Here is a 26028-nt window from a genome sequence, read left to right as displayed (position 1 = left end):
GGAGTGGTCGCTGACGCCGGGGCATCGGGTCCGGCGCCGCGCGCTGCGTTCGCGGTCGGACGCGTCATTGCCGCAGTCGGTGCGGCGCCGACGAGTTCGCGGGCGGTTTCGTGCAGTCGCTCGCCGGCATCGGAGCGCGCGAGCGCCGCGGGGGCGGCCGACCACTGCGCGAGCAGCGCGTGCAGCACGACGCGCGGGTCCGTCGCGGGCAGCTTACCCGGCAGGCCGGCGGCGAGCACGCCGAGGGAAAACCGTGCCGACGCGGCGGGCGGGGCCGCGGCGCGCGGGGTCGGTCCGGCAGCTTGCGGGACGTTCGTCGCGCGCGAGGCGCCCGGTTCGAGCGCGACGGCGATCGCGTGCCCCCAGCCGGTGGCGGCGGCAATTGCGTGAAGGAGCTCGCGTGCGGCAGGGGCCGCCAGCGCGCGCCACAGCGCCGGCAGGGCGGCGCGGGCTGCGACCCGGTCGAGCAGGGCCGGCAGTGCCAGGGCGTCTTCGCCCAGCAGGTCGGCGAGCGCGTCGGCAGGCGGGCGGGCAAGGAGGGCAGCGCGGTGGCGCCACAGCCAGCGGCGTGCGGCGGTGCCCGCGAGGAGGTCGTGGATCAGACAGGCGCGGTAGTCGAGTTGGCTGCGGAAACGCACCGCGTCGGCGCTGTCGGCGGCGGGGCTCCACGGGTCGGCGGCGTGGCGCGCGAGCTCACCCGCGGCCACTGCGGCGCGGGCTGGTATTTCGGCGGCATCGCCGCGCACTGCGAGGCGGCGCAGCACCAGAATCTCGTCTTCGCCGACCGCCGGCCAGCGCATGCGGGCGAGCGCGGCGGGGAGGGTGGCGCGCGCCTGCTCGACGGCCGTGGCGCTGCCGCGCAGCACAACGCGACCGACTTGCAGGTCGGCCGCGGCGGCGAGACGCGCTGCAGCGTTCATCGCGTTCAGCCCCGGTTGAGCCCGCTGATCTGCAGCGCGGTGTTGAGGACGGTGGCGGGATTACGCTCCACTTCAGGGTCGAGGATGCTTGCGACGGAGGCGACGGTGCCCTGGTCGTCGTGGTCGTCGACCCGCAGCGTCGCGATGACGCGCTGGCTGTCGTCGAAGAGCTGCAGCAGTGTGCCCGGCGCCGCTTCGCGGTTGAGCGTGAGGCGCAGCGCCTCGCCGATGCGGAAGCGGCCCGGGATGGTCTTCAGGCGCCCCTGGATCAGTTGCTGCGGGTCGTCGCTGGCGGCGAGCAGCAGGCAGGCGCGCACGAGGTTGCGCATCGCGGTGCGGGCGACGCCGGAGGCATCCGTGTCGAGCTGGCGGAACCACCACGCGACGAGTTCGACCAGCGTGCGCACGCCGTTGAAGTCGCGTTCCTCGGCGTCTGCAATGCCGGGCCAGCGTTCGGGGGTCTCGACGGCGATGCGGTCGGCTTCGGCGGCGGCTGCCCAGTTGAGGCGGATCGACGGCGCGATGCTGCGCAGGCGCGCGAGCAGGCAGCCGGCGGCGGCGTCGAGGCGCTGGTGCAGGGCGCGTGCCGGATCGCGCAGCAGCGGCGCGGGGATCGCAAGCAGGTCGTCGAGCGCGAGGATCGCGCCGCCTTGGCGCTGCAGCTCGCCGAGCGCGGTGGCGTTGAACGGACGCGCGGCGACTTCGCGCACCAGGGCGTGGTTCTGCTGCACGAGGCTGGTGAGGACGGGCGTGTCCGCCGACACCGCGCGGTTAAGGCGCAGTGCGAGCCGCTGGCGGCGCGTGTCGATGAGGCCGGCGAGGATGGCGCGCCCCGGCAGCAGGTGGCCGAGCGGGCGCAGGTTCGCCCAGTCGCCGGCGGGGATGTCGAACACCGCCTCCATGAAGGGCGCGAGCGCGGCGGGCAGCGCGGTGTCGCGGTTGGCGCAGCCGGGGACGAGGTCGTCGGGGCTGCTCGGGCGCAGGTCCAGCGGGTCGGGCAGGGTGCGCCCGAGCGGGGTTTCGCGCACCTTCACGTAGAACAGGCCGCGGTGGCTTTCGATGACGCGGCGGCGCTCGGCGTAGGCGGCTTCGATCTCGCGCCAGTGCTCGGCCAGGAGGCGCTGCGCGACGGCGTAATCGTCGAGCGACTCGACGCGGGCGCGTTCGCGTACGTCGAGCTGGCGGATCTCGCCGGGGACATCGGCTTCCAGCGCGGCGAGGCGGCTGCGCAGGTCTTCGAGCGCCTGTTGGTGGCGGCGCCGCAGCGTCGTCAGCGCGCCGCGCAGTGCCTCGATCTTGCGGATGTCGTCGGCGACCACCTTGCCGGCGGAAAAGAGCGCCGATTCGTCATTGTGCTTGGTGCCGTTCGGGCCGTCGTCGCCGGGGCGCACCAGCGCGAGGTCGAGCTTCGGGCGCAGCAGGAAGCCATCGGCGTTGTGCAGGTCGGGGGCGACCAGCAGGCGGAAGGCCGGCGCCTGGTTGTCGTCGTCAATCACGCCGAGCCGGCGCAGCTCCTCCGGCTTCATGAAGTCGTCGAGGAAGTCGCAGATGCGGTCGATCAGCGACTTCGCCTGGTTCTGGCGCGAGTTCGCCTTCGCGCGCAGATCGAGAAAATCCCGCTGAACGTTGATGAAACTGTCGCGGATCACTTCGACGTGCGACAGCATGCCCTTGCCGGTAGTCGGGGCCTTGTTGAACACTGGCTCGGTGAGCGGTTCGCTCGGTTCGCCGGCGAGCTGCAGCGAGCCGAGCGCGGCCAGCGTCGCCGCGGAGATGGTCGTGTCCAGCTGCACCGCGCCGGCCAGGTTGGCAGAGACGGTCGGTGTGGCGTCGACGAGCGTCGCCTCGGTGAAGTTCAGGGTGTTCGGCGAAAAGCGGGTGAAGAGCTCGCTCATGACGGGGTCTCCGGCGTGGTCGCGATTTTGGGCACGAAGTTCGCCTTGGTGGTCCAGCGCACGAGCTTCGCGCCGAGGCCGTCGCCGGGCACGCCGCCCGCGAGCGCGCTGAACGACACCGTCAGCGCGTCGAGCTGCTGGCGCTGCAGGCCGAGGAAGTCATTGACCTCGTCGAGCAGGCGGAAGCTCTTGTCGAGCGCGGCTTCGAGGTGGCGGATGTCGGCGCGCAGGTCTTCGCGCTGGCGGAAAAGGCCGTTGTCGCCGGGCTGGGTGTCCGGCACGACGTCGTAATCTTCCGGGGCGGGATGCGGCTCGGCGAGGTGGCTGGCGTAGGGTTCGGGCAGGGTCGGCGTGCCGACCGCGGCGGCGACGTGGGTCAGGACGACGGGCTGCGCCGGTGGCAGGGTGCGGGCCCGGTCGGTGACGAGCTTGAGGCGGTACTGGTCCGGGTCGAACGGCGGCGTGGTGCGCAATAGCGGCGCGCGCAGCGCCTGCAGCTGCTGCGCGCTGAGGCCGTGGAAGAGCGCGTACCACTGCTGCTTCCACGCCTGGTAGGCGCGCGTCGCCGCCTCGGCGCGGCGGAACAGTTCGTCCTCCAGCCGCGTGTCGCGCTGCGGCAGGTCGAAGAGGTCGCGGCGGTAGTCGAGATCCGGGATCGCGAGCAGCAGGCGGATGCGCTCGCCCAGGCCGTGGATGAGGTCGACGGTGCCGCGCGAGAGCTCGTCGGCGACGACGCCTTCGATCGTGTTCGCGGGCACTGGCGCGAGTTCGACCTGCAGGTCGGCGGGCAGGAAAGCGAGCGTTGGTGTCTTGCCGGCGGGGTCGCGCAGGAGCGCCGCGGGCAGCGGTCCGGCGGCCGGCAGGTAGTCGAGGCCCAGCAGTTCGGCGAGCGTCTGCGTCGGCACGTTCGGCAGCGGCGCGGAGTGCTCGCGTTGCCACGCTTCGAGGGCGGCGACGGTGTGCGCGAGCAGGGTGTGGGCGGCGGCATCCGGTTCGGCGAGCAGGCGGCCGGCGCGCGAGTCGAACCACACCGGCAGCTTGCCGACGACCTTCACGAGGCCCAGCGGCACGGCGCCGCTGTCGGTGCGGAACGGCAATTCGCGCAACAGGCGCGCGCCGATGCGGTTCGCGGCGCGCTGTTGCGGCATCGCCATCAGCCGCGGGCTGCCGGAGATGCGCTGCAGGCCCAGCAGGCACACGGTCTCGATGCGCCGTTCGCGCAGCGGGTCGGGCTCGCTGCGGGTGCAGGGTTCCTGATCGGTCGGATCGTCGATCGGCTCGACGGCGCTGCGGAGCGTCACGAGGAAGAGGCCGTCGCGCAGCGGCGTGTCCTGGTCGCGCTCGGCCTGCGCGGCGAGGTCGGTCCAGGCCTGGTCGAGCGGATAGAAGAGGCGGATCAGTTGCCCCGCCGCCCCGACTGCGAGGCCCGTCTGCACGCGCACGCGGGTGTCGGCGCCGCTGCCGAAGAAGGTGCAGGGCAGGCCTTCGACGATGCCCGGCGCGAGACTCGCCAGCAGCGGCGCGACGCGGTCATCGACATAGGCCTGCAGGCGTTCGAACTCGCGCTCGCCGAGCGCGCGGCCCGGGAAGAGGTTGAGCCGGCGCGGGTCGTCGGGGCGCTTTTCGGGTTCGTGCAGGCGGATCTCCACCGGCACGCGCGGCAGCAGCGTCAGCGCCGGCCGCAGCGACAACGCGGCGAGCAGGCTGGGCGACAGGAAGGACGTGATGGCCATGATGCGCTCCCGGGCGGGTTAGCCGGCGACCTGTCTCCACAGATCGATGTGCTTGTCGGTGAGGCCGAAATCCTTGCCTTCGGCCATGAAGAACTCGGGCAGATTGATGTTGCCGGCGGCCTCGACGAAGCGGTCGCGCAGCTTCTGGAACAGGACCACGTCCCTGCGGGCGATGGCCATCATGCTCGGCCACAGCGCGGGGTCGAGGCGGCGGTCGGCGAGGCCGACGATCTGCACCGCGGCAATGCGCGCGGCCTCGTTGCCGGCGATCAGCGTGTCCGCCGTGGTGGCGGACTTGATGCCGGCCGCATCAGCCCCACGGGCCCGCGCGAGGCGTTCCAGCGTCAGTTCGGCACCGAGATCGGTGCCCTGTGCGGCTTCGGTCTTGAGCCGATCGATGGTTGTGTTCGCGCTGGTGAGCTGGGTTTCGAGCGTGCCGACGCGGCTGCGCAAGGTCGTGATTTCGGTGCTGCTCGTGCTGCCTGTGGCCTGCAGTTCGTCGATGCGCCTGAGTGCGTCGGCGAGCGAATTCACCGCGGTGGTCTCACGCGCGACGCTCGCGTCGAGCTTGGTCCGCGTGTCGGCGAGCTCGGCATTCGTCGTGGCGAGCGTGCCACGCGTCGCATCGAGTTCGGTTTTCAGCTTCGCGAGTTCCTCGCGCACGGCCAGCAGGTCGGCGCCGCTGCTACTGACGTTGCCGCTTGCCGCTTCGAGCTTCGCGAGCGCGTCCTTCAGTTCGGCTTCGAGCTGGGTGACGCGCAGCTGCGCCTCGTTGAGCCTTGCGGTCAGCGTGGCCTTCTCCTGTTCCAGCGCGCTGGCCTTGGCACGTTCCGCCTCGAGCGCCGCGGTGAGTTCGTCGAAGCGCTGCTTGAGCGTCGCGTCGATCACCGGGCTGGCGGTCTTCAGGCGTTCGATTTCGGCGCGTGCGGCGTCGAGCTCGGCCTTCAGTTCGTCGATGCGGTCGCTGGAGGCTTCCAGTGCGTTGGCGAGGATGACCGCATTGCGGTCGTCGGCCTTCAGCGCCTCGATTTCCTTCTGCGCGGCGGCGAGGGCGAGCTTGAGCCGTTCGATCTCGGCCAGCGCGTTGGTCAGACTCTGGTCGCCGCCGCCGGCCGCGACCGCCTTTTCGAGTTCGGCGATGCGGATCTTCAGGCGCGCGACTTCCGCCTCCAGCGCGGCCTGCGCCTCCTCGGCCGCGTCCACGTCTTCGAGCGCGGCATCGAGTTGCTCTTCGAGTGCCGCGGCGTCGGGCGGCAGCGCGCTGCCCGGGGGCGGCAGCGTCATGCCGAGGGCGAGCACGACGGCGCTGACGCCGGTCTCCGCGGTGCGCGGCGGGCGGCGCACGTACATCAGCTCGGCCGGGTTCGCGTCGGCCCAGATCGCGCGCCACACGTCGGCGTCGGTGTCGATGCGGTGGATCGGGGGCTGCGGCAGGATGCGCAGCGCGAGGCGGTCGAGGCGCGCGAGCCGGCCCAGCGAGCGCGGCGTGAAGCTTGCCGGCGCTTCGAGCTGGCGCGCACGCACGGCGAAGGCGGTGTCGCTCATCGGCACCAGCACCATCACGTCGCAGTCGGCGTCGCGTTCGAGGTCGATCGGCGCGAGGTGGGCGGAATCGGCGAGCACCGCGGCGAGTTCGCTGCGGCGCACCGGCGCGATGCTGACCTCGTAGTCCTTGGGGAAGAACTGCTGGCGCCCGCCGATGGGGTCGATCGAGTCCTGCGGCAGCGGCCCCCACGGCGGCAGCACGCGGAAGTACTGGCTCGCCGCGAACGCACCGCGCAGGCCCGCGCTCTGGCGCGTGGTGAGCACCGTCTGCATCAGTTCCTGATAGTGGGTCGCGAGGTCCTGCTGGATCGCGTTGGGCGTGTTGAGCGCGCGCTGCGGGCGGCGTAGCAGCCCCCGGTCGATCCACAGGATGCGGCCGCGCTCGACCGCGATCAGGCCCAGCGCGACGGCGTCGTCGGATGGCAGGGCGAGGCGGTCGCCGCCGGACAGGAGCTCACGCGCAAGCGTCGCGCGCACCGCGATCTCGTCCTGGCGCGGCAGGGGCAGCGGCAGCGGCATCAGGCGCAGCTCGACGCCTTCGGCCCAGGCGGCGACGTGCGGCCGGCGCGGCGCGGCGAGATCTTTCGGGAAGGCTTCGGCGACGCCGTCGACGACCTCGGCGTGGGTCAGCGCCAGCGCGTACAGGCCGCGCGCGTAGCTGCGGAAGCGGCCGTCGTTGAGCGTCGCGATGAGGCCGCTGTTGAGGAGGTCGATCGTCAGCGCCGCGTTGGAGAGCTGCAGCACGCGCCCCGAGGGCGCGATCGCGATGCCCGGGGTGACCTGCAGCAGGTGGCCGGATTGCAGGCTGACGTCGAGCCCGCGCACGATGCCGGCGCCGAACACCTGGCCGAGTTCCAGCAGGCGCTCGTCGAGGTAGATCTGGTCGCGGTTGAGGTCGGACGCCTTCAGCAGCTGGCCGTCGAAGTAGTTCGTGCGCGACAGCAGCGGGTCGATGCTGGAGATGCGCTCGCCGGCGGCGTTCGTCGTGCCAATCCGGAGCGGGGTGAAGCGGATCGTGTTGGCCATGGCGGTTCCCTTTATGCGCGGATCAGCCGGGCGAGCGCGGCGGCGTTGAAGAGGAAGGGGCGCACGAGGTTGTCGACCTCGATGCGGCGCGGATTGACGATCAGGTCCGGCTCGGGCGCGGGCGGCGTAAGGCGGATCGCGACGCGCGCGAGCAGCGTGCGTGCGAGCACCGCGGGGTCGGTGAGGAAGGCCTGGCGCGCGACCAGCGCCTGGTTGTCGTCGCCGAGCGAATGCAGCAGGCGCGCGCCGAGTTCGAGCTGGGTGCGCGCGGCACCGGCGGCGGCTTCGACCTGGGCGCGCTCACGTTCGCCGAGATTCGCCTCGATTTCGTCGTAGGCCTTGATGCGGCTGTGCGCGGCGAAGAGGTGTTCCTCCTCGGGGATGTCCTCGGGGCGCTCGGCGACGAGTTCGAACAGCACGCAGTCGGCGACGCGGCTGGGTTGCACCGGATCGGTGCCGGCATTGACCTCGGTCGCGAGTACCGGCTGCAGGCCGCTCGGGCAGTCCTGGTAGCGCATCGTCACCTTCAGCCACAGCAGGTTGTCGGCTTCGGCGTAACCGTCGCGGATCAGCGCGCCCCACAGGTCGTCGTCCTCGTGCTGGGCGGTGAGCCAGGCGCCGAGATCGACGCAGTAGGGCTCGGGCACGCCGATCTCGCGTCCGAGGCCATCGACGCCGACGCCGGGGCTGACGACAAGGCGCACACGCACCGGGTCGGTGTCATTGCCCGGATCCTCGGCGCGGATGCTTACGCGCAGGCCGGCGACGGTGCCCGCGCCGTGCAGCCAATAGCTGTGGCGTGCGGCGCGGCGCCGGTGGTAGTCCTGCTCGGCGCGCGTCGCCTCGAGCCCCAGCAGCATGCCGGGCTCGTAGCTGACGCGCTTGAGCGCATCCTCGAAACGGCCGTCGCCGGCGAGGCTCGCGTCGCAGCCGTTGTTGTTCTCGGGCTCGCTCATGCCCTTTCTCCTTCACTGACGGTCGCATCGATCGGCACGGCGTGCTCGGGCGACAGGGCGACCGGGTTGTGCAGCAGGTCGCCGCGGCCGAGGCGGGTGCGGTCGAGCACCACGGGTCGGGGCGGCGGCTGGGTTTCAAGCCAGGTGTCGATGCCGAGCAGCGGCGACAGGCCCAGCACGAAGGGGTGCTCGCTGGTACGGATCGCCCATTGCACGGTCGCCGGCACCAGCGACGGCAGCGCGTCGCGCACGACCGCGGCGAGGCTGCGCGCGGGGCCGTGCAGGATCACCGTCATGCGCCGCGAGGCCTCGTCGAAGAAGCGGTCCACGACGGCGGTCTCGCCCGTGCGCTCGGCCACTTCCGGGGCGAACAGCGCGAGGAATTCGCGTGCCTGGTCGTCCGAGAGGATCAGCGTGTCGCCGACGATGCTGTTGCCGGAGAGGCCGGTGCCGAGCGTCAGCGGATGGTCGCGGTCGTCCATGTCGATGCCGAGGATCGTCGCCATCGTGCGGCGCAGGCGGAAATGCTCGACCGGGATCACCGCGCCACGCGCGACCGCGCCGTCGGTCAGGATGTCGAGCGCGAGCAGCAGGCCGCGGTAGCTGCCGTGCGTCTGCTGCAGCGCGCCTTGCGCGGCGAGCCAGCGGCGGCGGCGCGCCTCGGGCCAGTGGCGCGGCAGCGTCGTGCCGAGCATGCTGGCGAGCCAGGGCAGGCGCGCGGATGGGGTCGCCGCCGGATCGAGCAGGATTTCGGAGGCGGCGATGCGGTCTTCGAGCGGCGTCAGTACACCCTCGAAGCTCGCCAGCAGGCGTTCGCGCAGGTCGGCGCCGTTGGCGGCGATCGGCTCGGCGCCTTCGAGCGATAACGGGCGTTCCTGCTGCTGGAAGTGGTCGGGCAGGTACTGCGTCTGCCACGAGAAGCGCGGGTAATACATGCGCAGCGCGAAGATCGCCGGGCTGTGGCGGCCGTCGCCGTGCATCGTGATGCGCAGGCGCAGATAACGCCCGCGCACCTCGCGCACCGCGCCATTGCTGCGCTGGATCAGGGTCTCGTACAGGCCGGCGTGGCCGTCGTGATCCTCGCCCGTTGGCGCGCGGCCCGGCGCGAAGGGCAGCTCGGATGATTGCGCCGTCAGCACCGCCTGCGGCTGCGCGATCCACTGGTCCGGCAGGTCGTTGCGATCGTCGCCGGCCTGCACCGCGATGTCGATGCGGCAGCCGGGCGGGATGCAGGCGTCGAGGCACAGGCGGTCCCATAGCGTGTCGGGCATCGCCGAGTCGAGGATTTCGGTCAGGGTCACCGTGCCGCGTGAGGCGAAGTGCGCCTGTGCAAGGCGGTAGAGTCGGATCGGGCCGTCCGCGGTCAGCGTGCGCGGGTGTCCGTCGCGGTGGCGCACGAAGCGGATGCCGGCGGGCAGCAGGGCTTCGGAGCGGCGCGGCCAGCGTTCGGCGACGAGTTCCGCAGGGGCGTCGTCCTCGTCCCCCTCGTCCTCCTCGGCGGTCACTTCCGGTAGCGCGAGCAGCGGGCAGTCGCGCCGTTTGCCGCGCTCCGCGCCTTCGTCGAAGGGCAGCAGCAACAGGAAGCGGCCGTCGCCGAGCGCGGCGATGTCGGTCGCGAGCGGCAGCTCGTCGGGCAGACGATGGACGCGAAAGCCTTCGCTCGGGCCGGCGGCGAGCGGCCGGCTGAAGACCTGCATGCGCGGGGCGTCGGCGGTGCTGTCGGGGTGTTCCGTCAGTACGTAGAGGCGTTCGTCGTCGCCGGCGAGACCCAGCAGGCCGCCGTGCGGCGGCAGGTCGATGTCCCACAACAGGCGCAGCGGGTCGGGGTTCGCCTGCAGCGGCTCGAAGCGCTCGGGGCGGCCGACATAGGGCTGAGGCAGCGGCGCGCCGACCGCGAGACCGAGGCGGGTTTCGCCCAGCAGCCACACGCGGTCCGCACCCGTCGCCGCCTCGACCCAGGCGCGGCGCGGCGCGAAGGCGAGCGTGCAGTGCGTCTGCCAGCGGCGGCGCAGGTGCACTGCCGTGAGTCCGTGTTGCGTGCCGTCGTCGCTCCACGGCAGCGCGACGAGGCCGCTGCCGCCGAAGGCGAGGTCGGTGAAGCGGCCGGAGGGGGCGTCGACCGGGTCGAGCACCAGGGCTTCGAGGTTCGGCGCGCCGGTTTCGGCGTCGTCGAGCGCGGCGAGCACCGGCTGCCATTCGTCGCGGGTCGCGGCGGGCCAGCCGAGCGCGCATTCGAAGCCTTGGCCGTCGGCGGTGAGGCGCCCGATCTGGCCATGGTTGTCGAGCACGAAGGGGGTGGCCGCCGCGAGCAGTTCGCGTGCGCGCGCCGCCGGCATCTGCGGCAGGCGCGGGGCGTCCTGACGCGTCAGCGTGAAGGCGCGCTGCTCGACGTCCCAGCTGCATTGCCGGCTGGCGTTGCGGAAGTCCGACGCGCCGTCGAGCAGGAGGAAGCGGGTGCCGTTGCTGTTCATCGCGCCGTGCTCAGCACAGATCCGTGATGACGGGCACCGGCACCGCGCGCGCCGCGTTGTCCTCAGGTGGACGGCCCGGCGCGAAGCCGCGCGGCGGTGCCGGCCGGTCCTCGCCCGGGCGGATCGCGACCGCCATCAGCTCCGGCAGCTGGAAATCGAGCAGCGGCAGCGCCTGCCGTTCGGTGAGTTCCTGCCACGCGGGCGGATCCCGTTGCTGGTCCTGGTAGAAGAGGCGCAGCGCGTTGACCGCCTCGACGCCTTCGACGCGCCCCGCCTGGGTGCGCAGTTCGTTGATCTCGACTGCGCGCCCGCGCGGCCAGCCGGCGCCGCGCGGCCCACCTGGCGGCAGTGCCCACAGGTAGCGCAGCAGCGCGCGCTCGACTTCGGCATGCACCTGCTGTTCGGTCGCCGGATCGACGACTTCGAGCGACACCGCGACCGCCACCGGCACGAACTGCGGCGACAGCACGTAGAGTTCGGTGCCGAGCATGCAGCGCGCCGACAGGTAATCATGCACGTCGGCCAGCAGCCCCGCGTTCGGCCGCGGTGCCGCGCCCAGCGCCTGTGGCGCGGGCGGCATCACGAACACGCTGACGACGCCGGGAAGATCGCGCCGCACGGCTTTCAGGCTCGCACCGGGGAAGAAGCCGGCGACGGCCTCGGCGCGCGCGACCGGGTTGATCGGGTTGTCGCGCGCGATCACGCCGAAATCGTCGGCGGTGACGGCACGCTCACGATGGCTGAGGAAGGCCGGGATACGCCGCTCGGCTTCGTCCAGCGTTTCGCCATCGACGCCGCCGCGTGTGGGCCATTCGTGGCGCAGCGCGAGACGGTCGCTGCGGCCGTGGATCTCCTTGATGCTGTCGGGCGGCAGGTTGCCGCTCGCGCCACCGCCATGGCGGTAGAACGCGGCGCGGATGCGCGCGTTGGCGGGCGGGCGCCTGCCGCGGATACCGTCGCCGAAGCGCACGCTGCCACTGGCGGCATCGACGACGAACACCCTGTCGTCCGGCCCGTTGCCGGCGAAATGCGCGACCCGCGTCCAGGGCTGGAACAGGCGCAGGTGCTCGACATCGACCTCGACGCTGGCCGCGTCGACATCCGCGTGCGGCAGCTCGAAGCTCTGGTCGGGCCGCCCGGTGCCGCTGCCGAGCACGATGTCGCGCGCGATGCCCTGGCCGCTAACGTCGATGGCGTTGAGGCCGAGGTAGCCGAGCGTCAGAGTCGGCTCGTCGGCGCAGGACAGGCGCAGCCAGCACAGCAGCTGGCCGGGCCGCAGATCCGCGGGCGCCTCGGGCGGCGTGTCGCCGAGGCCGGCGAACTGCGGATCCAGCGCGGCGGTCGCGCGCAGCATGTCGGCATTGCGCGGCAGTCGCAGGCGCGCGACTCCGGTGCGGCGTCCACCCGCCGAGCTGTCGCTGACGACTTCGAGCGGCAGGTACTGCACGTTCTGCGGGGCGCTGTCGGGCTGCGGCCACCACGCCAGATCCCACGACAGCTTGCGCGGGCGCAGGCCGGTCGCGAGGAGTCCTTCGAGTTCGGTCAGGGGCGCCAGCCCGACATTCAGGATGATTCCCGCGAGTTCGCGCCGCACGAGCTCGGCCTGCGCGACGAAGGCGGGCTTGGCGAGGCAGACCGCTAGGTGGAAGGCGCCGTCGCGCGTGCCGGCGGCGCTCAGCGCGTCGTGGCCGGGCACCAGCGTCACCGGGCGGAAGGCCGCCGGTTCGACGCCGTACTGGGCGCGCAACTGGTCGAGGCTGATGCCTTCGGCGGCGAGCGCCGCCTCGTCGAGCGTGCGCTTGACGACCACGCGCAGCGCGAGCGGCGTCGGCTGGATCTCGCCGACGGTGCTGAAGCTCGTCGTGCCGGCCTTCAACAGCGACTCGGCGGCGATCAGCGGCGGCAGCGCCCGCCCGCTCGCGTCGATGCTGACGATGCCGGCGGCGGGCCGTGCCGGGCGCAGCGGGATCTGCAGCAGGTTCAGGAAGGCGAGGCGCTGGCGGTCGGGGATCTGGTTCGCGCGGTAGATGATCGTTTCGGTGAGCCACGCGAACAGGTCGACCAGCGCATGCACCGGATCGCCCGGCGCGAGTGGCGCCATCTCCGGCACGTGGCGGGCGAGGCGCGCCTGCAATTCGGTGACGAGATCGTCGAAGCGACGGTCGTCGAGATCGGGAACGGGAAATTGACTGAAAGGCAGGTTGGGCAGCGCCATCTTTATGTTCCCTCAGCCTAGGTCCAGCGCGAGTTCGAGCGTGTCCTGCCGCCCATCGGCGAGCAGCCGGTAGCGTACCGACAGGTTCACGTGGGACAGGCGTTCGCGGTCGGCCACGACGCGCACCTCCTCGATCGTCACGCGCGGCTCCCAGCGCGTCAGCGCGCGCAGCGCCGCGTCGGCGATCAGCGCGCGCGTCGTCTCGTTGTTCGGGTGGTGGATGAAGTTGCGGATGCCGGCGCCGAACTCCGGGCGCATCAAGCGCTCGCCGGGGCGGGTCAGCAGGATGTTGAGCATCACCTCGCGCACGCTCGCATTGCCGCGGCGCCATGCGGGGCGCCCGTCCTCATCGAGGCCGGGGAGCAGCGGAAAACTGATCAGCAGGGATTCCGGAGTGAGCATCGTCTATTTCCCTTTCAAGGCCTTCAGGCACAGCCGCGGCAGCGCCAGGAAGACCCACGGCAGCCAGCCGAGGAACAGGTTCAGCATGTTGATCACGACCATCAGCATCAGCATCGCGCACAGCGTGATCGCCGGCAGGCTGAAGCTGAAACTCCAGCACGCGCCGCAGCGGTTGCCCGGGCCGTCGCCCTTCATGTCGATGCCCGGTGCGATCTTGCGCAGCACGTCGGCAAGCGACTTCGGCGCCAGCATCGCGACGCCACGCGCCGCGCCGCGCTTGAAGTCGTCGAGGGACGGCAGCACCACGGTGGTCGGGCGCTGCGCGTCCGGGTCCAGCGGCGAGGCGACACGGAACACGCGGCTCGCCGGTCCCCACGTGACGCGCTCGCAGCCGCAGTCGTCCTCCCAGCGCACGAAGGGCACGGCGACGAAGCGGTCGCCGTCGGTCTGGGTGTAGCGCGGCAGCGGCAGGCCGTCGTCGAAACGCACCTGCGCGCGCCCGGTGCGCAGCGCGACGAGGCTGCGCAGATCGGCGGCCTGCTGTTCGGAAATGAAGAGCCGGTCGGCGCGCGATCCGCCCGTGCCATCGGGCAGCGCGACGGTGCCGGCCACCGCCTCGCGGCGCACGATGCGCGCGAACAGCTCGACCAGCGCGGGCGCGCTGCGCTCGAGCCACGCGAGCACCGTCTCGCCATGCACCGGCACCGGCTGCGGCAGCACGTTGTCGTCGACGATGCGCCATTCGAGCGTGTGAAAGCGCAGCTGGCCGAGCAGGGTGCGCAGGCCGGCGTTGTCGGCCTCATTGGCGTTATCTGCCGCATCCTCGACGCGGAACTGTGCGACCAGCGTCTGCAGCAACTCGATCAGGCCGACCGTCGCGACGCCGTTGGTCATCAGCAGGCCATCCGCGTCGCTCCACGCCTTCGCATCGCGGCTGCCCAGCGGCCACGCGTGTTCGAGGCCGAAATCCGGCACCTCGGTGCCGTTCGCCTGCGGCAACGGCGCGCTGGCACTCTCGCGCGCGCTGCCGCCGAGCGGCAGGTAGCCCCACAGCAAGGTGTGATTGCGCTCCAGCCCGCGCGCGTCGCGGCGGCGCACCAATAGCGCGTGCAGCGGCGCGACTTCCTCGCCGGAATAGGGCGGCTCGGGGAAGCGTGGCGGCAGCAGGCCGCGCGCGGTCAGGCGCCGCACCTCGTCCGGATCGTGGTCCGGGATCTCGCCGTCGCGCCAGCCCAGCGGCTGGCCGTCGGCGATCATCCAGCGCTGCGGCGTGCCGTCGGCAGGCACGCGACGCACCACCAGCCCCGCCGAGCGGACTTTCTTCGGATCGAAAGCGGGCGTGCCCGGCACGGCGCACTGCACCTCGCAGCACACCAGATAGAAGCTGCGGTGCATCGGCAGGCGCAGCGCCGGCTCGTTCCTGTAGCGGCCGAAGCGATCGTCGCGGTACCACGGCTGCGCCGCGGTGCCGGTCAGCCGGCCGACCTGCGCATCGTTGAGGAAGCGCGCGACGAAGTCCTCGTCGAAGTAACGGTGCAGCGTCAGGCCGTCGCCGTCGCCGGCAAAGTACGGTGCGACGACGCGCGGCTGGTGTGCGCCTTTAGCGCCGGCCGTGCCGGCGGGCTGCAGCGCGCGCAGCGGCTTTTCGGCAAGCAGGGCGCTCGTCAGCATCACCATATGTTCCCCGCCCCCGGCGTGTAGCTCGCCGATATGACCGCATTGCTGATCAGCGTGTCGCACTGCACGACGCCGGAAAACTTGCTCATCGCCGCATCGACCTTGACCATCGCCGCGGTCACGGTGACCTGCGAGGCTTCGATCTTCACTTCGCCGGCGGTCGTCACCTTGATGCTGCCGGGCGACATCTCGACCTTCTCGCCGCCTTCCTCGATCGTCACCTTGCCGCCGCCCTGGTCGGTGATCGTCAGGTGCACGCCGGCGGGTGTCTCGATCTTCACCTTGGGCTCCTGGTCGTCGAGCAGCACCTTGATGCCGGCCGGGCTCTGCACGAAGTAGCGTTCCTCGACCGGCCGCGCGTCGGCGGGCTGGCTGCTGCCGCCGCTCCACACCGCGCCGAGCACGATCGGCAGTTCGGGGCTGATGAAGGCGACGACGACCTGTTCGCCCTGGCGCGGCAGCAGGCTCACGCCATAGCCGCTGCCGGCGCTCGGTACCATCACCGCCGCCCAGGTTTCGAGCCCGGTTGCCGGCAGGCGCAGCTTCACGCGGCCGCGGTTGGTCGGATCGACGTTGTCGAGCACGACACCGAGGTGTAGCTCCTGCAGCGGACCGGGGCTGTGGCGCGACATGCTCAGGGATTCCAGTCCGGTCGCGCGACGCGCAGGCGCGTCGACAGACCCTGCGCGTTGTCGAAGTGATGCCAGCAGTCGGCGATGCGGTAACGGCCGGCGAGCCGCGGCGACACGCCACCGAGCTCGATCTCGCGCCCGCAGCTCAACTCTGGCGTGCCCGTACACACGATCTCGCCGTGCAGGAAGCGCTGCGCATCGCGGCGGAAGGCGCCGCTTGCGAGCGATTCGGCCTCGGTCTGGGAACGTGCGAAGGGATGCGGGCGCGGCGAGCGGCCGTCCCAGCCCAGTTCGGCGAGCGTCGCGGCGGCGGTGCGTCCGGCGGGGGCGGGCGCGAGCGCCGAACTGCTGCCGTTCGCGGCGCTGTCCGCGTCGAGGTTGTAGCCGTCGGCGAGCACTTCGCGCGGCTGCCGGTTGAGGTCGGCGATGATGCGCACACGCTGCGCATTCGTACCGGCGTCGAGGCGCACCGGGTTCGCGTCGGCCTCCTCGGGGCGCGCGCGCAGCCGTCCGCCCTGCATGCGCAGCGGAATGTCGTGCGCGCTGAGGATGCGCAGCAGGAAGGCGAGGTGGCTCTCGTTGTGCTGCAGCCAGTGCGCGCTACCGGCGTCGATGTTCACGTCGGCCTGCAGGCCGGCGTCGCCGGCGATGTCGCGCACCACGTCGGCGAGCCCCTTGTTCTCGAATACGCGGCTCGCGCGGCTCCTTGCGAGCTTGTGCAGCGGGTCCTCTGCAAGGATCACGAGCTGCGGTGCGCCGTCACCGTAACGTTCCTCGAAAGCCGTGATGTCGCCGGAAAACACCGCGTTGTCGGCGGTCTCGCCGAGCAGGATCTCAAGGCGGCTGCCCAGGCGCAGGTCCTGGAAGGCGAAATCCGGCTGGCCGCCGCCGCTGTCGGCGGGGTGCCAGTTGATCACGCGCACTTCCGCGCTCGCCATGCCGTTGGCCGGCAGGTGCACCGAGAGCGCACTTGCCGCCTCGCCGAGCGAGGGGCGGTCACTGCCGTCGACGCGCAGGCGCGGGCGGACGCTGACGAGGTTCGGGTTAGTCGATGACAAGACGCGCCTCCCGTTCGCGGGTCACGCTCAGCAGGTCGAGCAGGGTCTCGCCGGGCTTGCCTTCGGGCGGACGCGGCTCGGCGCCGCCGGTCTGCGCCGGGTTCGGGTCGGGCTGCACTTCAGCGACGAGTTCGTCGATCACGATCGCCATCAGCGGTCTCCGAGCGGAATCAACAGGCCACCCAGCGGCGTGAAGCGCGGGTTGTCGAGGCGGTTGAGATCGGCGACGCCGCGCCAGTCGCGCGGGTTCTGGCCGGCCGACTGGCTCGCGCTGGCGGCGTTCTGGCCGTCGCCGCCGGGGGCGAAGGCGGGGCGCGCGCGTTCGGCGGCCTGCACCGAGGGGTCCATCGCGAACTGGTAGCGGTCTTCCTTGAAGGTCAGGGCGAGGGTCGCGCGCAGCGGAATGCCTTCGGGGGCGAAGAAGTCCAGCGTCTCGGAGTAGCTCGACAGCATGCCGGTGAACTGGAAGCTGCCCCACTGGAAACGGCAGCGCTTGGGCGCCTTGGGCCGTTTCGAGTCGGCATCCTGCGGCTTCATGAAACCTTCGGCGATGCGCCGCGTGAGCGTGCGCACGTCGGTGTTCGCGGCCAGCGTCTCGCGGTCCTCGCGGCTGTCGGAGCCGAGCTGCGCGGCGATGCTGGTGTCGAACACCAGTTCCACCGCGAGCGTCGATTCGCTCTTGTCGACGTACTGCGCCGCCGCGCCACTGCCCCCGCTGCCGCCCTTGTTGTCGGCCTTCAGCGTATTCGACAGCGTCACGCGCAGCGTCGCCGGGTTGAACTGCACCTCGATGTGCTTCGATTCGTCGGTCTCGACCTGGTCGCCGTTCATCGGGATCAGCTTGGCGCGGGCGATCTGCATGGCGGGCATCGTCCGTTCTCCTTAACCGCGTTCCAGTTCGAGGCCTTCATGCACCAGCTGCAGCTCCTCGATCGCGACCTGGCTCGCGGTCGAGGAGAGATCCGGTCCCTTGAACTTGGTCGGCAGCGCGTTCGTGATGCGCCAGCGCAGCAGCGGCTGGTCGGGTTTCTCGGGATGGAAGACCTCGATCACGCCGCTCACGCGCAGCGCGTAGTTGGCCTGGCGCGTGCTCATGTCGAACCAGTTCCACAGGTCCGCAAGTTCGGTGATGCCGCGCTTGAGGATGATCGGTGCGAAGGTCGTCGGGCCCGCGAGCTGCACTTCGCCCCAGTTGCGCCCGCCTTCCTTCAGCGCCTTCGGTGCCATCGTCGCCTCCAGCCCGGAGACCTCGCTGAAGGCGCCGCGGCACAGCAGCCCGCCGCCCGTGCCGTCGTAGAGGGCGACGCGGAAGCGGAAGGGGATGAACTCGCGCGGGGTGTCGGCGTATTCAGCCATCAATGGCCTCGATGCGCGCGTCCGCCGCGCCCGCGTGGCGGTCGTGGAGGAAGGTGATGCGCAGCCGGTCGATCGGGTAGGCCGGCGCGATCTCGATCTCGAAGCCGATCGTCGATTCCGCGTCCGGCAGCTGGCGGATGCGGTAAGCGTCCTCGGGACGCGCGCCGCGCAAGGCGCCGGCGTCGTGCAGGCGGCCGAAGAAAGACCGCAGCGCGAGCTCGGGACGCGGGTCGTGTGGATCGACATCGAACACCAACTGCTCGCCGAGCGCCTGCAGTTCGCGTCGCACCCAGCCCATGAAGCGCATCACCTCGGCGGAGCGCCAGTGTTCCAGCGCGCGGCTTGTGGCGCGCATGCGGCGCAGGTCGGCGGCCGGCAGGCAGGGCGCGCACAGGGCTTCGTCGTCGACCTGCAGCGTGCCCGCGCGCTGCAGCAGCACCGTGACGCCCGGCGCCTCGCGCAACGCGGTCGCCTGCTGCTGCGTCACCGGCGGCCACGGCAGCGACACGCCCGGCAGCGGCCGCCCGGCGATCGAACGCCACGCGCCGTGCCGCTGCGCCACGCGCGCCTGCATGCCGGCGATGAGTCCGCAGGGCGAGCCCAGCGACTGCTCGGCGCCGCGCAGGTAGGGCCACACGAGCTGCAGGTGGCGCAGCTTTTCGGCGAGTTCGATGTACGGCGTCACCGCTTCGCCGCCGCCGGCCTCGCTGCCGGCGTGGCCGGCGATCTGCGCGATATGGTCGAGGAATTCGCGCGACGGCGCGGGCAGTTCGTCACGCGGACGCAGGTCGAACGGTAGCGCCAGCAGACATTGCATGTCGGGCCGCAGGCGCGCGAGCGCACGCACGATGGGCGGCACGATGTCGAGCGCGGGGAGCGACGCGCTGGCGGCGGGCATCTCGTTCGAATGCCGCCGCTCGCGGTGCGTATCGTCGATCTCGGTGCCGCAGGGCAGGAACACCGGGTCGGGGTTCTCCAGGCGAACGCGCGGAATGTCCGGCAGCGCTGGCGGTACCAGCAGGCGTTCGAGATCCGGCAGCGCGATGATGCCGGCGCGCGCGACCAGCAGCGCACGCTCGAAGGCGCCGAGCTGCGACGGTTCGATCAGCTTCGCGTCGGGCTGCGGCAGGAACGCGCGTACGCCCTCGGATTCGGGCACGCGGATGATCCACAGCGTGCGCGTGTCGCGAAAGCCGGTTTCGCTACCGGCGAAGAAGTCCTGCACCGCTGCCGGCAGCCACGCGGCGCGGCCCGCGAGCGCGCTGCGGTAGTCTCCGTCGGTATCGAAAGCCTGCGGGAACAGCGCCTGGAAGTAGCCGAGCGAGTGGATCGGGATGGGCAGGCGGTACAGCGCTTGCAACGCGCCGTCGCCGGGCGCGGCTTCGCTCGTGCCATCGTCGAGCGCGCGCAGCCGCGTGACTTCCGCGGTGAAGCCCAGCGACGCGATCTCCGCCAGCACCGCCGCATCGCGCGCAAGCCGCTTCCACTCGGCGTTGCCATCGACGGACGGGCAGTGACCGATCATCACCACCTCGACCGGCGCCAGTCGTCGCGGCGCGGGGCGCGGGTCGAGCTCGATCCGCTTGTCGGCAAGCAGCACAGGGCTACTCCTGCTCGATCGTCTCGACCGACAGCACCAGCTCTTCCATCGCCACGTCGCCACCGCCCTTCGCGGTCAGCGTCGGGCCGGTCCACTTGATCGGCATCGCGCCGCGCAGCTTCCAGCTCAGCACGGTGTCGGCGCGGTCCTCCGACTGCAGCTTGATGACGATGTCGCGCTTGGCCTCGGAGATCTTGCCGGTGCGGCATTTCTCCAGCCAGTCGTACAGGTTCTGCACGCCGATCACGCCGCGCTTGAGCGTCACATCGCCGGCCTTGTGGATGCCCGGCACCTTGCGCACGTAGTTGCTGCGGTCGTTGCCGGCGCGGTATTCGGCGACGGTGACTTCGGCATTCAGCCCGGAGACTTCCGAGAAGCCGGCCTGCACCTCGGTGCCCTGGCCCGGCTCGAGATCGACCAGGAAGTTGAACGCGGAATACGGGGTTTCGCGAAGAATGGCCATGACTCTTTCTCCAGGGTTCAGGCGTCGGCGGTCTTCTGGCCGATGCGGAAGATCACGAATTCAGCGGGCTTCAGCGCCGCGACGCCGACCAGGCACACCATGCGGCCGTTGTCGATGTCGTTCTGCGTCATCGTCGAGCGGTCGCAGCGCACGAAGTACGCCTCCTTCGGCGTGCCGCCCAGCAGCCGGCTGTTGCGCCACTCGCTGAACAGGAAGTCCTCGACGCTCGAGCGGATGTTGGCCCACAGCGCCTCGCCGTTCGGCTCGAACACCGCCCACTGCGTGGACTTCTCGATCGAGCGCTCGAGGTACAGGAAGTAGCGCCGCACATTGACGTACTTCCATTCCGGATCGCTCGACAGCGTGCGTCCGCCCCACACGCGGTGCCCGCGCCCGGCGAAGGAGCGCAGGCAGTTGATGCCGTTGGGGTTGAGCAGCTCCTGCTGGAAGGTGTTGATCTGCTGTTCGAAGCGCAGCGCGCCCATCACGATCTCGTTGGCCGGCGCCTTGTGCACGCCGCGGTCGACATCGGTGCGCGCATACACCCCGGCGATGAAGCCCGCCGGCGGCACCGCGATCTGGCGTCGCGCGCCGGTCGGGTCGGGAATCACGACCCACGGGTAGTACAACGCCAGGCGCGAATCGTCGAACTGGCCGGCGAATTGGCGCACCTCGCCGATGCTCTGGCTGGAGCGCGCATCGACGATGCCGATGCGGTAGCGCATGCGCCGGCAATGCTTCTGCACCTCCATCACGACGGCTGTGTGGTTGTCCTCGTCGGACGCCGCCGCGGCCGGCGTCATCACGATCGACACGTCTTCGACGCTTTCGAGCGCCTTCAGGCCGGTGCTGCCCTTGATCTCGTCGGTTTCGCCCGCGTAATCGGTCGACGTCGGCTCGCCGCCGTCGCTGCCGCCCGTCAGCGTGATCAGGTAGCGCGGTTCGTCGAGCGAGCTCGCGCCGGGGTTCAGCGCCGCGGGGTCGCACACCGTGATCAGCGCGGTCTGGATGGCGTCGCCGGTCGCCCCCTCACCGAGCACGCACGCGATCGGCGAGCTCAGGGCTTCGGCACGCCGCGCCGGGCTTGCCGGCAGCGCGGTGGCGAGGCTGGAGGCGCCCTCCGCCGCGGTGGACAGGCCGCCGTACGTATAGATCACCTCGCCGTTCGGCCCGCCGTTGCGCACGTCGATGTCGAAGCTGCGCAGCACGATCATCGCGCGTGCCGCGCCCGGCGCCGCGGCCAGCGCCGCAAGCGGCAGCGTGATCGGATCCGCGACGCCCGGGTTGAGCGTCGTGTCGCCGGTGATCGTGAAGGTCTCGCCGGCCGCATCGAGCGTGCCGCGCAGCACCTTCAGGTCGCCCCAGTCGCCGCCGCCGGTGTAGGCGGACAGGTCAACCACCTCGGCGAGCTGCAGCTCGGCCGAGGTGCCCGCCGCGAGCGCGCCGGAGGCCGGCTGGCGCGCGAAAACGCGGGTCAGGCGGGCATTCGCCGGCAACTGCGCGGGGTTCAGCGCGGTGAGCTGGCCGGCGGCGATGTCCGCCGGATTGTCCGGGTCGGCCATCGAAACGATCTCGGCGCGCGCGCCCTGGATCGCGAGATTGGCGCCATCGAGGCTCACGATCGCCTTCAGGTCCACCGGGAAGGCGGCATTCGCGATCGCGCCGCTCACCTTCGCCGCGAGCGCCACGCCGGTGGCCTCGAGGAAATACAGGTTGGTGCCGCTCGCGGTTTTCGGCGTTTCGCTGCGCAGCAGGTTCTCGCTGTCGCGCCAGCGCAGTTCCAGCGTGTATTCGCCCATCTTGCCGGGGAAGCGGCTGAAGAACTTGACCGTGTTGCCCGCGTCCTCCTTGAGTGCCGCGTTCGGCCACAGGCCATCCGCATCGGGGCCGGCGGCATTGATGCCCGCTACCACGCGCGCAGCGAAGAGCTGCTTGCCACCATTGTCGAAGAAGGCGCGTGCCGCGTGCGCCGTGTGATTGAGCACCGCCGCACCGCCCGCGCCGATCTCGAGGTCCGACGCATCGCCGAAGATGCGCTCGAACTCGGCGTAACTCGTCATCACTTCGGGAACCCCGCGCAGCGGTCCGCTGCGGGTCGGGCCCACCAGCGCCGCGACACTGGTGCCGACGCCCTCGATGGACTTGTTGCGGAAACTCGTCTCCTCCACAAAGACGCCAGGGGCAAGGTACTCGGGCATGTCGGTCTCCTTCGGGGCTGCGTATCGGCTCAGGGGAAGCGCAGGACGAGAGCATCCCGTCCCGGGCTGGCAAGGGTGGCGATGCGCCCCGGCGCAATGTCCACCGCGAGTTCTTGTTTGAACGGCGAGCCGCCGGTGCCGCGCACCTGGGCCTGCGGCAGGGTGTCCGGATCGCTGCCGTCGGGCCCGGCGCGCACTTTGAGCTTGGCGGGATAGGTTTCGGCCGGGGCATCCTTCGTCAGCGCCGGCAGGCGTTCCAGCGACAGGCGGAATTCGCCGTGCGCGTCGCTCTGCGCGACGAAATCCAAGGGATCGGCGAGCGGCGGCGTGACGCGCAGCTCCAGCACGGCCCATGCCACCGGCGTCCCGTCCGCGAGTTCCGTGCGTCCGGTCAGCCCGCCGGCGTTGCCGAAGCGCGTGCCGAGCGCGGAGCGGAACAGGCGCAGGCGGTGACCGGTACGCTGCCCGGCGTCGAACGAGAAGCGTCGCGGCAGGAAATGCCCGGCCGGATCGCTGACCTCGCCGGCGATCGGAAAAAGCGCCTCGTCCGGCGGTAGCAGGTCCGCGGGTGCCGCTTCACCCGCAATCACCTGCCGCAGCGCCTCGGGCTGCCGGCGCCACAGTGCGGTGCCGGAGGATTTGTGGATCAGCTGCAGATCGGACGGCGCCAGCGACAGGCGCACGTCGAGCGTCTGCGCCGGCACCACGCGCCGTGCGACATTCTGCGGACCACTCGCGTCGAGCCATTCGATGAAATCGCTGGCATGCAGCACGAGTGTCTCGACGATCACTGCGCCGTCCCGCCGCGCTCGTCCATCGGGAACACCAACGTACGCACCGGCGGCCCGTCGGCACGGTCGAGATCCGGCGCGAGGCGCACCGTCTTGATCAGGTAGGGCGCCGACAGCCGGTAGTCGCCCGGCAGGCTGTCCCAGATGCGCATCAGATCCTCGGTGCTCATCTCTTCGGGCAGCACCTGCACGCTGTCTTCGTGCCCCCAGTCGGGGTCGGCGAGGCTCACGTCGGCGCTTTCGAGCGACAGCGCGCTGCCGATGATCTGGATCGCTGTCGCGAGGTAGCTGATTTCCTGCTCGGTATGCGTGCACCAAGCGATCAGCATCACGTGGAGATTGACCGGCAGCTCCGGGCGCGGCAGATGGCGGCCCGGCTGAGGGGGCAGATGACGGTTGCGGCTGAAGGGATCGACCGAGACGCGGTGCACGTACAGGCCGAGCGTGTCGGTATTCGGCTGCGGCGTGCCGGTCAGCGACTGCGAACCGAGGATCTCGACCTGCGGGTTGCCGCCCAGGCGCGCTGCCATGCGAATCGACAAACGTTCGCGCAAGGCCTGCAAGACCGCAAGAATTCCGAGATGCGACGCCAACTGACCCTCCCCAGAAACCTGTGAGACAGCGTTGCGACGAGCGTCGTAGCGGCCCTATGAAGGGCGGGTTTTATTGCTACGGGTTATCAAAATGTCACACCGGGTGCGGGGAGGCAAACCCGACATGCAACAAAAAATTGCAGCTCACCCTACCGTATGGAGGGGAATACCGTGGCTTCGGTAGGCGCGCCTACCGGGCTTTCGAGGAGTCAGGACGGACGGTGGGGCGGAGGGGCCCAAGGCGACATCCTCCGAACCGCGAGCCACGGCGGCTCGCCGGAATAGCGCCTCGCGCTTCGCTCATCGCCCTGCGGGACTAGCGTTCCCAGATCCCCAGTTCGGCGAGCTGGCGGCTGGCCGCCTCGGACCAGCCGCGATTGGCCGCGGGACTTGCGGGGCTGGGGTGCAGCACGCGGCCGATGCGCACGCCGCGGCCGGCCAGCGCTTCCGCCGCGCGGTTTTCCGCCCACGCGCCGATGCCGATCACCCATTCGGGGGCGAGCGCCTCGACCATGCGGCGCAGGTGTTCGTCGCAGGCGGCGAGCAGCGGCTGCGATTCGGCGGCCGGCAGCTTGTCCGGCGTCAGGTTGCGGCCGCCGTCGAAGAACGCAAGCGGGCAGTAGTTGGCGACGAAGTGCTCGGCAAAGAAGGCCTCGGCGCTGCCGAAGCGCTCGCGGAACAGGCCCCACAGGCGTCGCCCGCTGACTTCGGAGCGCGCGCAGGCGAAACCTTCGACCGGGCGCTTGGGGTTCTCGGTGGCGGGCTTGCCGACCGCACCGGCCAGCCCCAGCCAGTCGCGCACGGTGTCGATCTCGCCGAAGGGCACGCCGGTCTGCGCCATGCCGAAGGGGCCGGGGTTCATGCCGATGAACACCACGCGCTTGCGTCCCGCGCCGTAGCGGCGCAGGTAGTGTTCGTGGATCGCCCAGGCGTAGTCGAGCGGGTTGTACACGTGGCTGACCGGCGCGGCGAAGCGCATCGCGTCGACGGTGTGCGACAGCGCGCGGGCGGCGGCGATCAGGGAGGTGGGGGTGTCGGAGCTCATCGAGGAAAAATCCGTCAGGCGCGGCCGGGTGCTGCGGCAATCGCGCGGGCCTCGCCGTTCCACGGCGCAACCTTGAGCAACAGCAGCATGCCCGGAATGGCAAGGAAGAAGCAGGCCCAGAAGAAGTTGTACCAGCCCATCATCTCGACCAGCCAGCCGGCCGAAGCGTTGATGAAGGTGCGTGGCACCGCCATCAGGCTGGTGAACAGGGCGAGCTGGGTCGCGGTATAGGCCGGATGCGTGGTGCGCGCCATGAAGGCGACGAAGGCCGTGGTGCCGAGCCCGACGCCGGTGGCCTCCCCGGCGATCACCACCGCGAGGGCGGCCAGGCGCGCCGCATCGGACGGCGCCGGTCCGATCGCCGCGAGCCACACGAAGCCGAGGATGCTGACCACCTGCACCACGCCGAACAGCCACAGCGCGCGGTTGATGCCCAGCTTCAGCATCCAGATGCCGCCGAGGATGCCGCCGATCACCGCCGGCCACAGCCCGGCATTCTTCGCAATCAGGCCGATCTCGGTCTTGCTGAAGCCCATGTCGAGGTAGAACGGCGTCGCCAGCGCGGTGCACAATGAATCGCCGAGCTTGTACAGGAACAGGAAGGCCAGCACCAGCAGCGCGGAACGCACGCCGTGGCGGCCGAAGAACTCGCGGAAGGGCTCGACCACCGCATCGCGCAGCGTGCGCGGCGCGCCGCTCGCGATCGGCGGCTCCTTCACCATCAGTGTCATCACGACGCCCGGCAGCATGAACAGCGCGGTGATCAGGAACACCAGGCTCCACGGCAGGCGGTCGGCGAGGATCAGCGACAGCGAACCCGGCACCAGCCCGGCGATGCGGTAGGCGTTCACGTGGATCGCATTGCCCAGCCCGAGTTCGATTTCCGGCAGCAGCTCGCGCCGGAACGCATCGAGCGCGATGTCCAGCGTCGCCGACAGCAGGGCCACCATCGCCGTCAGGCCGACCACCAGCGACAGGTTGTCCACCGGCGACAGCTGGCCGAGCCACGCGATCGTCGCGACGAGGCCCAACTGCGACACCAGCATCCAGCTGCGCCGCCGGCCCAGCCAGGGCAGGATGCCGAAGCGGTCGAGCAGCGGTGCCCACAGGAACTTCCAGGTGTAGGGAAACTGGATCAGCGCGAAGGCGCCGATCGCCTTCAGCGACAGGCCCTCGGTCTTCAGCCAGGCGGGTACCAGGTTCAGCAGCAGATACAGCGGCAGGCCCGACGAGAAGCCGGTGAAGATGCAGATCAGCATCCGGCGGTTGAGCAGGGTGGCGAGCCAGGCAGGGCGGGCAGAACTGGGCACTGAGGGAGGCACGGAAAGGGCTTTCGGCGAGGGTCAGGCGGCATTATCCCAGATTGCCGGTGGCGGCGTCGGGACGGCAGCAGCGGCTTACAATCATGCACTGCAGCGATACGCCTGCGTATGCGCTTGCCTGCCTGCCAAA

Annotated in this window: 20 protein-coding genes and 1 pseudogene; all 21 read right to left on the bottom strand. The window is 70.9% G+C overall.

The features are described from left to right. Nucleotides 1–920: pseudogene (locus tag GPA25_RS13705) on the bottom strand (hypothetical protein); the annotation flags it as partial. A 5-nt stretch (nucleotides 921–925) separates the two neighbouring features. Further along, entirely contained in the window at nucleotides 926–2815 is a 1890-nt protein-coding gene (locus GPA25_RS13700) for a hypothetical protein (protein WP_169260968.1), read from the bottom strand. Then, the gene (locus GPA25_RS13695; protein ID WP_169260967.1) at nucleotides 2812–4548 is read right to left on the bottom strand and encodes a hypothetical protein; all 1737 of its coding nucleotides are present in this window, start codon (nucleotides 4546–4548) and stop codon (nucleotides 2812–2814) included. The genes GPA25_RS13700 and GPA25_RS13695 overlap by 4 nt, the downstream gene beginning before the upstream one ends. Nucleotides 4549–4566: 18 nt before the next feature. Next, on the bottom strand, nucleotides 4567–7119 hold the full coding sequence (locus GPA25_RS13690; protein ID WP_169260966.1) for a coiled-coil domain-containing protein: 2553 nt from the start codon (nucleotides 7117–7119) through the stop codon (nucleotides 4567–4569). Between the two features lie 11 nt (nucleotides 7120–7130). Next, nucleotides 7131–8075, bottom strand: coding sequence for a hypothetical protein (locus GPA25_RS13685; protein WP_169260965.1), 945 nt, complete (start codon nucleotides 8073–8075; stop codon nucleotides 7131–7133). Next, nucleotides 8072–10546: a phage tail protein gene (locus GPA25_RS13680; RefSeq protein ID WP_169260964.1), complete on the bottom strand. Its 2475-nt coding sequence runs from the start codon at nucleotides 10544–10546 to the stop codon at nucleotides 8072–8074. Before GPA25_RS13680 ends, GPA25_RS13685 begins: the two co-directional genes overlap by 4 nt. Before the next feature lie 10 nt (nucleotides 10547–10556). Beyond that, nucleotides 10557–12761, bottom strand: a complete 2205-nt coding sequence (locus GPA25_RS13675) for a putative baseplate assembly protein (RefSeq protein ID WP_169260963.1) — start codon at nucleotides 12759–12761, stop codon at nucleotides 10557–10559. A gap of 12 nt (nucleotides 12762–12773) precedes the next feature. Then, nucleotides 12774–13163: a GPW/gp25 family protein gene (locus GPA25_RS13670; RefSeq protein WP_169260962.1), complete on the bottom strand. Its 390-nt coding sequence runs from the start codon at nucleotides 13161–13163 to the stop codon at nucleotides 12774–12776. A gap of 3 nt (nucleotides 13164–13166) precedes the next feature. Continuing rightward, the gene (locus tag GPA25_RS13665; protein ID WP_246265676.1) at nucleotides 13167–14834 is read right to left on the bottom strand and encodes a hypothetical protein; all 1668 of its coding nucleotides are present in this window, start codon (nucleotides 14832–14834) and stop codon (nucleotides 13167–13169) included. Continuing rightward, nucleotides 14834–15472, bottom strand: a complete 639-nt coding sequence (locus GPA25_RS13660) for a phage baseplate assembly protein V (protein ID WP_169260960.1) — start codon at nucleotides 15470–15472, stop codon at nucleotides 14834–14836. Before GPA25_RS13660 ends, GPA25_RS13665 begins: the two co-directional genes overlap by 1 nt. 2 nt (nucleotides 15473–15474) lie before the next feature. Further along, nucleotides 15475–16530, bottom strand: a complete 1056-nt coding sequence (locus GPA25_RS13655; RefSeq protein ID WP_169260959.1) for a phage late control D family protein — start codon at nucleotides 16528–16530, stop codon at nucleotides 15475–15477. Beyond that, the gene (locus GPA25_RS13650) at nucleotides 16517–16681 is read right to left on the bottom strand and encodes a hypothetical protein (RefSeq protein WP_169260958.1); all 165 of its coding nucleotides are present in this window, start codon (nucleotides 16679–16681) and stop codon (nucleotides 16517–16519) included. The genes GPA25_RS13655 and GPA25_RS13650 overlap by 14 nt, the downstream gene beginning before the upstream one ends. Next, entirely contained in the window at nucleotides 16681–17400 is a 720-nt protein-coding gene (locus GPA25_RS13645) for a CIS tube protein (protein WP_169260957.1), read from the bottom strand. The genes GPA25_RS13650 and GPA25_RS13645 overlap by 1 nt, the downstream gene beginning before the upstream one ends. 12 nt (nucleotides 17401–17412) lie before the next feature. Continuing rightward, complete coding sequence (locus tag GPA25_RS13640) at nucleotides 17413–17886, bottom strand: phage tail protein (protein ID WP_169260956.1); 474 nt, start codon at nucleotides 17884–17886, stop codon at nucleotides 17413–17415. Then, nucleotides 17879–19486, bottom strand: a complete 1608-nt coding sequence (locus GPA25_RS13635; protein WP_169260955.1) for a hypothetical protein — start codon at nucleotides 19484–19486, stop codon at nucleotides 17879–17881. The genes GPA25_RS13640 and GPA25_RS13635 overlap by 8 nt, the downstream gene beginning before the upstream one ends. 4 nt (nucleotides 19487–19490) lie before the next feature. Continuing rightward, nucleotides 19491–19949, bottom strand: a complete 459-nt coding sequence (locus GPA25_RS13630) for a phage tail protein (protein WP_169260954.1) — start codon at nucleotides 19947–19949, stop codon at nucleotides 19491–19493. 17 nt (nucleotides 19950–19966) lie between these two features. Beyond that, nucleotides 19967–22147 (bottom strand): phage tail sheath subtilisin-like domain-containing protein, encoded by a 2181-nt coding sequence (locus GPA25_RS13625; RefSeq protein ID WP_169260953.1) that lies wholly within the window; start codon nucleotides 22145–22147, stop codon nucleotides 19967–19969. A 29-nt stretch (nucleotides 22148–22176) separates the two neighbouring features. Continuing rightward, nucleotides 22177–22938 carry a hypothetical protein gene (locus GPA25_RS13620; RefSeq protein ID WP_169260952.1) on the bottom strand — a complete coding sequence of 254 codons (762 nt, stop codon included), beginning with the start codon at nucleotides 22936–22938 and terminating at the stop codon, nucleotides 22177–22179. Continuing rightward, nucleotides 22935–23531: a Pvc16 family protein gene (locus tag GPA25_RS13615; protein ID WP_169260951.1), complete on the bottom strand. Its 597-nt coding sequence runs from the start codon at nucleotides 23529–23531 to the stop codon at nucleotides 22935–22937. The genes GPA25_RS13620 and GPA25_RS13615 overlap by 4 nt, the downstream gene beginning before the upstream one ends. A 316-nt stretch (nucleotides 23532–23847) precedes the next feature. Next, nucleotides 23848–24576, bottom strand: coding sequence for a uracil-DNA glycosylase family protein (locus GPA25_RS13610; RefSeq protein WP_169260950.1), 729 nt, complete (start codon nucleotides 24574–24576; stop codon nucleotides 23848–23850). Nucleotides 24577–24590: 14 nt separating this feature from the next. Next, nucleotides 24591–25886, bottom strand: a complete 1296-nt coding sequence (locus tag GPA25_RS13605) for an AmpG family muropeptide MFS transporter (protein WP_343034929.1) — start codon at nucleotides 25884–25886, stop codon at nucleotides 24591–24593. Nucleotides 25887–26028: the final 142 nt, after the last annotated feature.

This window comes from Aromatoleum diolicum (assembly GCF_012910955.1).
Lineage (GTDB): Bacteria > Pseudomonadota > Gammaproteobacteria > Burkholderiales > Rhodocyclaceae > Aromatoleum > Aromatoleum diolicum.
This window is presented reverse-complemented; position numbering and strand designations above follow the sequence as displayed.

Excerpts from the sequence above, each read along its gene's own strand:
- GPA25_RS13700 (WP_169260968.1), bottom strand. The coding sequence starts at position 2,815 with ATGAGCGAGCTCTTCACCCGCTTTTCGCCGAACACCCTGAACTTCACC.
- GPA25_RS13685 (WP_169260965.1), bottom strand. The coding sequence starts at position 8,075 with ATGAGCGAGCCCGAGAACAACAACGGCTGCGACGCGAGCCTCGCCGGC.
- GPA25_RS13640 (WP_169260956.1), bottom strand. The coding sequence starts at position 17,886 with ATGGCTGAATACGCCGACACCCCGCGCGAGTTCATCCCCTTCCGCTTC.
- GPA25_RS13610 (WP_169260950.1), bottom strand. The coding sequence starts at position 24,576 with ATGAGCTCCGACACCCCCACCTCCCTGATCGCCGCCGCCCGCGCGCTG.
- GPA25_RS13670 (WP_169260962.1), bottom strand. The coding sequence starts at position 13,163 with ATGCTCACTCCGGAATCCCTGCTGATCAGTTTTCCGCTGCTCCCCGGC.
- GPA25_RS13650 (WP_169260958.1), bottom strand. The coding sequence starts at position 16,681 with ATGGCGATCGTGATCGACGAACTCGTCGCTGAAGTGCAGCCCGACCCG.
- GPA25_RS13680 (WP_169260964.1), bottom strand. The coding sequence starts at position 10,546 with ATGAACAGCAACGGCACCCGCTTCCTCCTGCTCGACGGCGCGTCGGAC.
- GPA25_RS13695 (WP_169260967.1), bottom strand. The coding sequence starts at position 4,548 with ATGGCCATCACGTCCTTCCTGTCGCCCAGCCTGCTCGCCGCGTTGTCG.
- GPA25_RS13690 (WP_169260966.1), bottom strand. The coding sequence starts at position 7,119 with ATGGCCAACACGATCCGCTTCACCCCGCTCCGGATTGGCACGACGAAC.
- GPA25_RS13645 (WP_169260957.1), bottom strand. The coding sequence starts at position 17,400 with ATGCCCGCCATGCAGATCGCCCGCGCCAAGCTGATCCCGATGAACGGC.
- GPA25_RS13665 (WP_246265676.1), bottom strand. The coding sequence starts at position 14,834 with ATGCTGACGAGCGCCCTGCTTGCCGAAAAGCCGCTGCGCGCGCTGCAG.
- GPA25_RS13625 (WP_169260953.1), bottom strand. The coding sequence starts at position 22,147 with ATGCCCGAGTACCTTGCCCCTGGCGTCTTTGTGGAGGAGACGAGTTTC.
- GPA25_RS13630 (WP_169260954.1), bottom strand. The coding sequence starts at position 19,949 with ATGGCCATTCTTCGCGAAACCCCGTATTCCGCGTTCAACTTCCTGGTC.
- GPA25_RS13660 (WP_169260960.1), bottom strand. The coding sequence starts at position 15,472 with ATGTCGCGCCACAGCCCCGGTCCGCTGCAGGAGCTACACCTCGGTGTC.
- GPA25_RS13675 (WP_169260963.1), bottom strand. The coding sequence starts at position 12,761 with ATGGCGCTGCCCAACCTGCCTTTCAGTCAATTTCCCGTTCCCGATCTC.